Genomic DNA, 8738 nt, shown 5'->3' with positions numbered 1-8738 from the left:
TGCACACCTACAATCACCACCGCGGACACACCGCGCTCGCAGGCAAACCACCCGCCAGCCGCGTCCCCAACCTCACTGGGCAATACAGCTAGGGCGTCCCTTCGGGGCCGCGCAGCAGGGCCAGGAAGGAGCGGAAGGCGGCCGGCATGTCCACCGACTCCGGGGCGAGCAGCCACTGGTACTGGAGGCCGTCCATGACCGCGGTCAGCAGCGGGGCCGCCTGCTCCGGGGTGAGGCCCGAGGGCAGCCGGTCCCCGAATTCGGCGCGCAGCACCGCCGCCATCTCGGAGCGCACCTGCGCGTAGCGCTCGGTGAAGAACTCCCGCGCCGGATGCCCGTCGGTGACGCTCTCGCCCAGCAGCGCCGAGAAGGTCTGCACGATGCCGGGACGCATGGCGTTGTACTCCACCAGCGAGGCCAGCAGGTCCAGGCGCCAGGTGCCGGCCGAGGCGCGCGAGCCGCCACCGGTGTCCCAGCGGTCGCGCTCCTCCAGCACCGCGACCAGCAGCGCCTCCTTGGTCGGGAAGTAGTGCAGCAGGCCCTGCTGGGTCAGCCCGACGCGCTCGGCCACCGCGCCCAGCGAGGCGCCGCGGTAGCCGCGCTCCGCGATCACCTCGACCGCCGCGCGGACGATGTCGCCGCGCCGTTCCTCGCTCCTCGCCCTGGCCATCGCCCCGGCACCTCTTCCGCTCACGCCGTGCCCGCCTCCGCTGCGGGACCGTACGTACGTTATCGGAAAGTCACGAACGTATTACGAACCCTACCGCTCTACCGGTATCGGGTCCACGATGGGGGCACCCCCGCACCGCACCGCACCCGTACGCACTCAACGAGGAGGCACGGCCGTGACCGATGCCGATCAGGTCCGCCACGACGCCGTGGAAGCGGCGCTCGGCAAGCTGGACCTCGACACCAAGGCCCGCCTGCTGGCCGGCCAGGACATGTGGTCCCTGCCCGCCCTTCCCGAGATCGGGCTGAAGTCCCTGGTCATGTCCGACGGCCCCATCGGGGTCCGCGGCGTGCGCTGGACCGCCGACGACCCGTCCATCGCCCTGCCCTCCCCGACGGCGCTCGCCGCGGCATGGGACCCCGAGCTCGCCCGCCGCGCCGGCCGGCTCCTCGCCCAGGAGGCCCGCCGCAAGGGCGTCCACGTCCTCCTCGCCCCCACCGTCAACCTGCACCGCTCCCCGCTCGGCGGCCGGCACTTCGAGTGCTACTCCGAGGACCCGTACCTCACCGGCGCCGTCGGCACCGGCTACGTGAAGGGCGTCCAGGACGGCGGCGTCGGCACCACCGTCAAGCACTTCGTCGGCAACGACGCCGAGACCGAGCGCTTCACCGCCGACAGCGTCATCGCCCCGCGGCCGCTGCGCGAGCTGTACCTGGCGCCCTTCGAGGCCATCGTCGCGAACGCCCACCCCTGGGGCATCATGACGGCGTACAACCAGGTGAACGGCACGACGATGACCGAGCACCGGTACCTGGTGAACGAAGTCCTGCGCGGCGAATGGGGCTTCGACGGGTACAACGTCTCCGACTGGATGGCCGCCCGCTCCACCACCGGCGACATCCTCGGCGGCCTCGACGTCGCCATGCCCGGACCGCAGACCGTGTACGGGCCCGCCCTCGCCGCGGCCGTCCGGGCCGGTGAGGTCCCCGAGTCCGCCGTGGACGAGGCCGTGCGCAACGTCCTGCGCCTCGCCGCCCGCGTCGGGATCCTGGAGGGCGCGCCCGCCGTCGTCACCGGTACCCCGGCCCCGATCGACGGGCAGGCGCTGGCCCGCGAGCTCGCCGCCCGCGGCTTCGTCCTCGTACGCAACGAGAACGGGGCCCTCCCGCTGGACTCCGGCCCCGGCCGCACCGTCGCCCTGCTCGGCGCCGCCGCCCGCGACGCCCGCGTCCTCGGCGGCGGCTCGGCCACCGTCTTCCCCGAGCGGATCGTCTCCCCGCTGGACGGACTGACCGCCGCCCTCCCGGAAGGCGCTCTGGCCTTCGCCGTCGGAGCCGACCCCTCCGACGAACTCAGCGCCGCCGACCAGGGCTTCGCGCTCCGCGCGATCTGCCGCGACGCCTCCGGCGCCGTCCTCGGCGAGGGCAGTCTGCCGACCGGCCAGGTCCAGTGGATCGGCGACGACCTGCCGGTGGGCGCCTCGTACGAGACCATGGCGAGCATCGAGGTCACCGGTACGTTCGTGCCGCGCGAGAGCGGCGAGCACGCCTTCGGCACCCGCGGGCTCGGCGCCTTCACCCTCGCCGTCGGCGGCGAGACCCTCTGGGACGGCGTCCAGGCGATGGGCAACGAGGCCGACCCCTTCGAGGCCTTCTTCGGCGCCCCCAGCGAACGCGCCCGCGTGACGCTCGCCGAGGGCGAGGCCGTAGAGGTGTCGCTGACCTTCCAGGTGCCCGACACGAGCGCCCTGCCGCTCAAGGCGATCATGTTCTCGCTGCTCCACCTCGGCCCGCGGCGCGACGCCGACGAGCTGATCGCCGAGGCCGTGGCCGCCGCCCGCGCCGCCGACACCGCCGTCGTGGTCGTCGCCACCACCGAGCGCGTGGAGTCCGAGGGCTTCGACCGGCGCGACCTCTCCCTGCCGGGCCGCCAGGACGACCTCGTGCGCGCCGTCGCCGCCGCCAACCCGAACACCGTGGTCGTGGTCAACGCCGGCTCCCCGGTCGAGCTGCCGTGGCGGGACGAGGTGGCCGCCGTACTCTTGACCTGGTTCCCCGGGCAGGAGGGCGGGGCCGCGCTGGCCGACGTACTGCTCGGGCTCGCGGAGCCGGGCGGGCGGCTGCCCACCACATGGCCCGCGCGGTTCACCGACGCGCCGGTCACCGAGGTGGTCCCGGCCGAGGGTCGCCTGGAGTACACCGAGGGCCTCTTCATCGGCTACCGGGCGTACGAGCGCCACGGCATCGCCCCGGCCTTTCCGTTCGGGCACGGCCTCGGATACACCGACTGGGCGTACGAGTCCCTGGAGGTCACCGGGACCACCGCCCGGGTCCGCGTCACCAACACCGGCACCCGGCCGGGCCGCGAGGTCGTCCAGGTCTACCTCGCCCCCGTCGCCGGGGCGTCCGAGGGTACACAGGGCGCGGCGGTCGAGCGTCCGGCGAGCTGGCTGGCCGCGTTCGCGGGCGTCGAGGCGGGCCCCGGCGAGAGCGTCGAGGCCGAGATCGCCCTGCCCGCGCGCGCCTTCGAGGTCTGGGACGAGCAGGCCGGCCGCTGGCAGCGGATCGGCGGCGGCTACGAGGTCCGTGCGAGCCGCTCCCACGGCGACACGCGGCTGACGGCGACCCTGGAGGTCTAGAGCCTTCCGGGTGGCCGGAAATCACCCATGAGCCGGACCGGGGGAGGGCCCTGACACCCGCCCCCGGTCCCTGAACGCCCCGCGTCAGCGCGGCGGATCGGCCGCCGTCACCTGGCGGTGCGCCAGCTCCGCGAGCCGCGCTTGGCCGTCCTTGCCGGGGTGGAACCAGTCCCAGCGGCTCAACTGCTCCGCGGCGAACGGGTACTGGAACACCGCGCCGCCGTCGTAGCGGCACAGCGCGTCCTTCGAGCAGACCTCGCGCAGCACCTCGTTGTACTCGACCACCCGCGCCCGCACCTGCTCGCGCCGGGCGGTCGCCCCCGTGGCCGCCGACAGCGGGTCCGCCAGCATCGACTGGCAGATCCCCAGCTTCCAGATCTGCCGCACCACCGGGGTGTCCTTGCCCTGCTCCCACAGCCGCTGCAGGTCCGGCACGCTGGAGACGTACACCTGGGACGTGGGGGAGGCCGCGCGCAGGCCGGCGAGGGCCTTCTCGAACCCGGCGCGGAACTCCGCCACCGGCGTCATCGACGAAGCCGTCGGCCGGCAGGCGTCGTTCGAGCCCACCATCACGGTGACCAGGTCGGGCTTGTGTTGCGCGGCCGAGGCCAGCTGACCCGCCAGGTCCGCCATCCGCGAGCCCGTCACCGCGTAGTTCCAACTGCGCGCCGGCACCCCGGCCTCCCCGAGCAGTCGGGCGGCGAGCGAGTGGACGGCGGGATCGCTCCCGGTGGCCCAGGAGACCTCGGGGCAGTCCGCCAGTACCGAACAGGCGTCGAAACCCCGCGTGATGGAATCGCCGACGGCGGCGATCGACGCGGGCGCGGTGTTCCAGCGCGGCCCGGCCTGCGCTCCCCGCTCACCCTCCGTGTCCGACCCGCCCGACTGACACCCGGTCAGCATCCCGGCCAGGAGGGCCGCCGCCGCGCCCGCGCCCGCGAGGGTCCGACGCCAGGACGTGCGCGCGCGGCGTCGCGTGGCGGTGGTGCGCATCGGGTGGTTTCCCTCCTTGTCGCCCCGCGTACTCGGGGGGCGTCCTGCTGAGTGAATGCTCTGCGTTTGGCGGCCTCGGACCGACCGTACGTCACACCATGACCCCTGGCGCACGGTAGCTTTTTCCCGTGGCGTTTCGGCCGCAGGTCCCGTAGCGCAATGTCAAATAATTTCCGTTACATTACATCACGTCACATACTGTCCGTTTTCTGGAGTTTATTCCCGACCTCGTCCCACACTGGAGGTCCCGGTGACGACACGTGGAGTTCTGTACGTGCATTCCGCTCCGCGCGCGCTCTGCCCGCACGTGGAATGGGCTGTTGCGGGCGTGCTCGGGGTGCGGGTGAACCTCGACTGGATCAGGCAGCCCGCCTCCCCCGGCACCTGGAGAGCCGAGTTCTCGTGGCAGGCCGAAGCGGGCACCGCGTCGAAGCTGGCGTCCGCGCTGCGCGGCTGGCACCTGCTGCGCTTCGAGGTGACCGCGGAGCCCTGCCCCACCGCCGAGGGCGAGCGCTACAGCTCCACCCCGGAGCTCGGCATCTTCCACGCCGTCACCGGAATGCACGGCGACATCCTGATCCCCGAGGACCGGCTGCGCGCAGCCCTCGCCCGGTCCGCGGGCGGCGAGACGGACCTGGAGGCGGAGATCGCCAAACTGCTCGGCAAGCCCTGGGACGACGAGCTGGAGCCCTTCCGCTACGCGGGTGAGGGCGCTCCGGTCCGCTGGCTCCACCAGGTCGTCTGAGTCCCGGCGCATACGGAAAGGGCCCGCCCGGCGAGTGCCGGGCGGGCCCTTTCGTACGTACTGCCGCGTCGAACTAGACGGTGCGGAACGCCAGGGTGACGTTGTGGCCGCCGAAGCCGAACGAGTTGTTGATCGCGGAGATCGGGCCGTCGGCAGGCAGCTTGCGCGCCTCGCCGACCACGATGTCCGCGTCGATGTCATCGTCGAGGTCGTCGACGTTGATGGTCGCCGGGGCGATCCGGTGGTACAGCGCGAGCACGGTCGCGACCGTCTCGATACCGCCGGCGCCGCCCAGCAGGTGGCCGGTCATCGACTTGGTCGCGGAGATCGCGATGTGGTCGAGGTCGTCGCCCAGGACCTTGCGCAGGGCCTTCAGCTCGGCCGTGTCACCCTGCGGGGTCGACGTGGCGTGCGCGTTCAGGTGGACCAGCTCGGCCGGGTCGAGACCCGTGTTGTCCAGCAGGTTCTGCACCGCGGCCGCGACACCGCGGCCGGTCGGCTCCGGCTGCGCGATGTGGTGGCTGTCCGCGGACAGGCCCTGGCCCAGCACCTCGCAGTAGACCCGGGCGCCGCGCGCGGCGGCGTGCTCGGCGGACTCCAGGACGACGACGCCCGCGCCCTCGCCGAGGACGAAGCCGTCACGGGCCTTGTCGTACGGGCGGGAAGCCTGCTGCGGGTTCTCGTTGTTCTTGGACATCGCCATCATGTTGGCGAACGCGGCGATCGGCAGCGGGTGGATCGCCGCCTCGGTACCGCCCGCGACGACCACGTCGGCGCGGCCGGTGCGGATCATCTCGACGGCGTAGCCGATGGCCTCGGCGCCGGAGGCGCACGCGCTGACCGGAGTGTGCACGCCCGCCTGGGCGTTGACCTCCAGGCCGACGTTGGCCGACGGGCCGTTCGGCATGAGCATGGGGACGGTGTGCGGGGAGACCCGGCGCACACCCTTGTCCTTCAGTACGTCGTACTGGTCGAGCAGGGTGGTGACGCCGCCGATACCGGAGGCGATCACGGTGCCCAGACGCTCGGGGGCGATGGACTCGTCCTCGCCGGCCGGAGCGGTGTAACCCGCGTCCGCCCAGGCCTCACGGGCCGCGATGAGGGCGAACTGCGCCGAGCGGTCGAGCTTGCGGGCCAGCGGGCGGGGCAGTACCTCGCTGGGGTCCACGGCGGCCTGTGCGGCGATGCGTACCGGCAGTTCGGCGAAGCGCTCGCCCTCCAGGGGCGAGACGCCGGACCGGCCGGCGAGCAGACCTTCCCAGGTCGAAGCGCTGTCGCCACCCAGCGGAGTGGTTGCGCCGATACCGGTGACGACCACGGTGCGATTGGTCGGGCTCACAGGAATTCTTTCTCCACGTCTAAGGGGGTGCTGAATTGTCACGGCGCCACCGCCAGGTGGCGACAAACGCTCGTCAGGCTCAGGCCTGGTGCTTCAGGATGTAGTCCGCGGCGTCGCCGACCGTCTTGAGGTTCTTGACGTCCTCGTCCGGGATCTTGACCTCGAAGCGCTCTTCGGCGGCGACGACGACCTCGACCATGGACAGCGAGTCGACGTCCAGGTCGTCGGTGAACGACTTGCCGGCCTCGACGTCCTCGACGGGGATGCCGGCGATCTCGTTGACGATCTCCGCGAGACCCTCGATGATCTCTTCCTGCGTGGCGGCCATGTGGCGCTCCTTCTATAGCTAACTGGGGTGAAGCGGGGCGGGATGTGGTTCCCGGACCCTAGGGGAGGGTAACGACCGTCGCGGCGTAGACGAGTCCCGCCCCGAAGCCGATGACGAGCGCGGTGTCGCCGCTCTTCGCCGCTCCGGTCGCCAGGAGCCGCTCCATAGCGAGCGGGATCGAGGCGGCCGACGTGTTGCCGGTGGTCTCCACGTCACGGGCGACCGTGACGTGCTCCGGCAGCTTCAGAGTCTTCACCATCGAGTCGATGATCCGCATGTTTGCCTGGTGCGGGATGAAGACGTCCAGGTCCTCCGCGGTGATCCCGGCCGCGTCGAGCGCCTGCTGGGCCACCTTGGCCATCTCGAAGACGGCCCAGCGGAAGACCGCCTGACCCTCCTGCGTGATGGCCGGAAACTTCTCGCCGCTGTCGGTGCTGCGGTACTGGTCCCACGGCACGGTCTGCTTGATCGTCTCGGACTTGTCGCCCTCCGAACCCCACACCGTGGGGCCTATGGCCGGCTCGTCCGAGGGGCCGACGACCACGGCACCGGCGCCGTCGCCGAACAGGAAGGCCGTCGCGCGGTCCTCCAGGTCGGTCAGGTCCGACAGCCGCTCCACGCCGATGACGAGGACGTACTGGGCCGAGCCCTCGATGACGAGGCCCTTGGCCAGCGTCAGGCCGTAGCCGAAGCCGGCGCAGCCCGCGGAGATGTCGAACGCGGCGGGCTTGACCGCGCCGATCCGGTGCGCGATCTCGGTCGCGACGGCCGGGGTCTGCTTGAAGTGCGAGACCGTCGAGACGATCACGGCGCCGATCTGCTCGGGCGAGACGCCGGCGTCGGCCAGCGCCTTCCCCGAGGCCTCCACCGACATCGCGGCGACGGTCTCCTGGGGCGAGGCCCAGTGCCGGGTCGCGATGCCGGAGCGGGAGCGGATCCACTCGTCGGACGAGTCGATCGTCTCCAGGATGACCTCGTTGGAGACCACGCGGGTCGGGCGGTAGCCGCCGACGCCGAGAATGCGGGCGTACGGGGAGCCCTTGGCAGGCTTGATCTTCGACATGCTGTGTGGGCTCCTTCTCTCAGGCCGCGTGCTCGGCGACGAGCGCGGCGGCCTTTTCGAGATCGTCCGGGGTCTTCAGGGCCACGGTCGGCACGCCCTTGAGCGCGCGCTTGGCCAGCCCCGCCAGAGTGCCACCCGGGCTGAGCTCGATGATCCCGGTGACACCCAGCTCGCCGAACTTCTCCATGCACAGGTCCCAGCGGACCGGGTTGGCGACCTGGCCGACCAGGCGGGCGACGACGTCGGCACCCGTGGTGACGACGTGGCCGTCCTTGTTCGAGACGTACGTCAGCTCCGGGTCCGCCGGGGCGAGGGCCTGCGCGGCCTTCTCCAGCGTGGCGACCGCGGGAGCCATGTGGTGCGTGTGGAAGGCGCCCGCGACCTTGAGGGCGACGACCTTCATGGAGCCCTCGGGCTTCTCGGCCACCAGGGCCTCGATCTGCTCCATCGTTCCTGCGGCGACGATCTGGCCCGCGCCGTTGATGTTCGCCGGGGTCAGACCCAGCTTCTCCAGGTGCGCCACGACGACCGCCTGGTCGCCCCCGAGCACCGCGGCCATGCCCGTCTCGGTGACGGCGGCGGCCTCGGCCATCGCCAGACCGCGGGTCCGTACGAACGACAGCGCGTCCGCGTCGGACAGCACGCCGGCGTACGCGGCGGCGGTGATCTCGCCGACGCTGTGGCCCGCGACGGCACCGAAGGCCGTACGGGAGCCCAGGGCCGAAGCGGACAGGAGACCGGCGGCCACCAGCAGCGGCTGCGCCACCGCCGTGTCGCGGATCTCGTCCGCGTCCGCCTTCGTGCCGTAGTGGGCAAGGTCGAGCCCGATGGCGTCGGACCAGGCGGCGACGCGGTCAGCGGCGCCGGGGAGGTCGAGCCAGGGAGTCAGGAAGCCGGGCGTCTGTGCGCCTTGGCCGGGAGCGACGAGTACGAGCACCCTCACACTCTCTCTTGTGGACGGT

Annotated in this window: 8 protein-coding genes; 2 read left to right on the top strand and 6 right to left on the bottom strand. The window is 72.1% G+C overall.

Annotated features, from left to right (window positions below; genetic code table 11):
• Window positions 1-88: 88 nt before the first annotated feature.
• Window positions 89-670 (bottom strand): TetR/AcrR family transcriptional regulator, encoded by a 582-nt coding sequence (locus ACIBAD_RS34375; protein ID WP_134075371.1) that lies wholly within the window; start codon window positions 668-670, stop codon window positions 89-91.
• A gap of 118 nt (window positions 671-788) precedes the next feature.
• Here ACIBAD_RS34375 and ACIBAD_RS34370 point away from each other — a divergent pair, with 118 nt between their 5' ends.
• Window positions 789-3308, top strand: a complete 2520-nt coding sequence (locus ACIBAD_RS34370; RefSeq protein ID WP_398910734.1) for a beta-glucosidase — start codon at window positions 789-791, stop codon at window positions 3306-3308.
• A gap of 84 nt (window positions 3309-3392) precedes the next feature.
• Here ACIBAD_RS34370 and ACIBAD_RS34365 read toward each other — a convergent pair whose 3' ends face one another.
• The gene (locus ACIBAD_RS34365; protein WP_134075369.1) at window positions 3393-4301 is read right to left on the bottom strand and encodes an SGNH/GDSL hydrolase family protein; all 909 of its coding nucleotides are present in this window, start codon (window positions 4299-4301) and stop codon (window positions 3393-3395) included.
• Between the two features lie 250 nt (window positions 4302-4551).
• Between ACIBAD_RS34365 and ACIBAD_RS34360 the strand changes: the two genes are divergently transcribed.
• On the top strand, window positions 4552-5046 hold the full coding sequence (locus tag ACIBAD_RS34360) for a DUF3145 domain-containing protein (RefSeq protein WP_134075368.1): 495 nt from the start codon (window positions 4552-4554) through the stop codon (window positions 5044-5046).
• A gap of 73 nt (window positions 5047-5119) precedes the next feature.
• On the opposite strand, the gene fabF is transcribed toward ACIBAD_RS34360, so the two are convergent.
• From fabF to ACIBAD_RS34340, 4 genes are all read right to left on the bottom strand, one after another.
• Complete coding sequence (gene fabF / locus ACIBAD_RS34355) at window positions 5120-6385, bottom strand: beta-ketoacyl-ACP synthase II (protein WP_134075367.1); 1266 nt, start codon at window positions 6383-6385, stop codon at window positions 5120-5122.
• Between the two features lie 79 nt (window positions 6386-6464).
• Entirely contained in the window at window positions 6465-6713 is a 249-nt protein-coding gene (locus ACIBAD_RS34350) for an acyl carrier protein (RefSeq protein ID WP_053688427.1), read from the bottom strand.
• Window positions 6714-6771: 58 nt separating this feature from the next.
• Entirely contained in the window at window positions 6772-7776 is a 1005-nt protein-coding gene (locus tag ACIBAD_RS34345; protein ID WP_134075366.1) for a ketoacyl-ACP synthase III, read from the bottom strand.
• A 19-nt stretch (window positions 7777-7795) separates the two neighbouring features.
• On the bottom strand, window positions 7796-8713 hold the full coding sequence (locus ACIBAD_RS34340) for an ACP S-malonyltransferase (protein ID WP_134075365.1): 918 nt from the start codon (window positions 8711-8713) through the stop codon (window positions 7796-7798).
• Between the last annotated feature and the right edge of the window lie 25 nt (window positions 8714-8738).

It is taken from the genome of Streptomyces sp. NPDC051109 (assembly GCF_044455885.1).
In the GTDB taxonomy this organism is placed as follows: Bacteria; Actinomycetota; Actinomycetes; order Streptomycetales; family Streptomycetaceae; genus Streptomyces.
Note: the sequence above shows the minus strand (reverse complement) of the source record. Positions and strands in the feature narration are given on the sequence as shown.